At 74.3% G+C, this 2206-nt stretch carries 1 protein-coding gene; it reads right to left on the bottom strand.

Going from position 1 to position 2206, the window contains the following annotated elements; genetic code table 11:
• A partial coding sequence (locus AXW62_RS30725; RefSeq protein WP_159060989.1) for a type I polyketide synthase occupies positions 1-2206 on the bottom strand: 2206 nt, incomplete at both ends.

Here is a 2206-nt window from a genome sequence, read left to right as displayed (position 1 = left end):
CCCGCACAGGAAGTCCGGCCGCAGCCCCCACGCCTCCACCAGCCGGAACAACGCCACCTCCACCGCGAACAACGCGGGCTGCGTGAACCCCGTCCGGTCCAGCACCGACGCGTCGTCCCCGAACAGCACGTCCTTCAAAGGCCGTTCGAGACGCGGATCCAACTCCGCACACACCGCGTCCAACGCCTCCGCGAACACCGGGAAGGCGTCATACAGCTCACGGCCCATGCCGAGCCGCTGGCTCCCCTGCCCCGTGAACAGGAACGCCACCTTGCCATTGCCAGCCGTGTCCTCGACCAGCCCAGCGGCAGCACGCCCCTCGGCCAGCGCCGCGAGCTGCTCGCCGAGGAGGTCGCCGTCCCGGCCGAGCAGCACGGCCCGGTGCTCCAGGGCGGAGCGGGAGGTGGCCAGGGAGTACGCGAGGTCGAGCGGGCGCGGCCCGTCGGCCCCGGCGTCCACGAGGGGGCGCAGCCGCCCGGCCTGGGCCCGTAGCGCGTCCTCGGTACGGCCCGAGACCGGCCAGGCGAGGACGGGCAGGGACCGCTCCGGAGCGGGCGCGGGGGCCGGGTCGGCGGCCGGGGCCTGCTCGATGATCGCGTGCGCGTTGGTGCCGCTGAAGCCGAACGACGACACACCCGCGCGGCGCGGACGGCCGGTCTCCGGCCAGGGCCGGGCCTCGGTCAGCAGCTCGATGTCGCCCGCCGACCAGTCGACGTGCGGGGTCGGTTCGCTGATGTGCAGGGTGCGCGGCAGCAGGCCGTGCCGCATGGCCAGGACCATCTTCATGATGCCGGCGGCGCCCGCCACGGCCTGGGTGTGGCCGATGTTGGACTTCACCGAGCCCAGCCACAGCGGTCGGCCCTCGGGCCGGTCCTGGCCGTAGGTGGCCAGCAGCGCCTGCGCCTCGATCGGGTCGCCCAGCGAGGTGCCGGTGCCATGGGCCTCCACGACGTCGATGTCCGCCGCCGACAGCCCGGCGGTCGCGAGGGCCTGCCGGATGACGCGCTGCTGGGACGGGCCGTTGGGCGCGGTCAGGCCGTTCGACGCGCCGTCCTGGTTGATCGCGGTGGAGCGCAGGACGGCGAGCACCGGGTGGCCGTTCCTGCGGGCGTCGGAGAGCCGCTCCACCAGGAACAGGCCCACGCCCTCGGCCCAGTTGGTGCCGTCCGCGTCGGCCGAGAACGCCTTGATCCGGCCGTCGGCGGCCAGTCCGCGCTGACGGCTGAACTCCAGGAAGGCGCCCGGGGTCGACATCACCGTGACGGCACCGGCCAGGGCGAGCGAGCATTCGCCGCCGCGCAGCGCCTGCGCGGCCAGGTGCAGCGCCACCACCGACGACGAGCAGGCGGTGTCGACGGTGACGGCCGGGCCTTCGAGCCCGAAGGCGTAGGACAGCCGGCCGGACGCCACGCTGGCGGAGTTGCCGGTGCCGAGGTGTCCTTCGAGGCCCCGCGGCTCGTTCAGCCACAGCGTCAGGTAGTCCTGGTCGTTGGAGCCGATGTAGACGCCGGTCCGGCTGCCGCGCAGGGACGCGGGGTCGATCCCGGCGCGTTCGAACGCCTCCCAGGAGGTCTCCAGCAGCAGCCGCTGCTGCGGGTCCATCGCCAGCGCCTCACGCGGCGAGATCCCGAAGAACGCGGCGTCGAAGTCGGCCACGTCGTGCAGGAAGCCGCCCTCGCGGGTGTAGCTGGTGCCCTCGAGGTCGGGGTCGTCGCTGTAGAGGGTGGCGAGGTCCCAGCCGCGGTCGGCGGGGAACGGGGTGATCGCGTCGTCCCCGGCGACCAGCAGCTGCCACAGCTCCTCGGGCGACCGTACGCCGCCGGGGAACCGGCAGCTCATGGCGACGATCGCGATCGGGTCGTCACGGTCCGCGGCGCTGATCACCCGGTCGGGGACGACCTCCTCGGCCGGGTCCCCGACGATCTCCGCGCGCAGATGGCCCGCGAGGGCGGCCGACGTGGGGTAGTCGAAGACGAGCGTCGGCGGCAGCCGCAGCCCGGTCGCCTCGCGCAGCAGGTTGCGGAGTTCGACGGCGGTCAGGGAGTCGAAGCCCAGGTCCTTGAACGCCCGGCCCTCCTCGACTGCCTGCGGGCCCGCGTAGCCGAGAACGGCCGCGACCTGGGTGCGGACCAGGTCCAGCAGCAGCCGGTCCTGCTCGGCCGCGCTCAGCCCGGCCAGCCGCTCCGCCAGCGCGGAGCCGCCGCCC

This window comes from Streptomyces hygroscopicus subsp. hygroscopicus (genome assembly GCF_001553455.1).
Lineage (GTDB): Bacteria > Actinomycetota > Actinomycetes > Streptomycetales > Streptomycetaceae > Streptomyces > Streptomyces hygroscopicus.
This window is presented reverse-complemented; position numbering and strand designations above follow the sequence as displayed.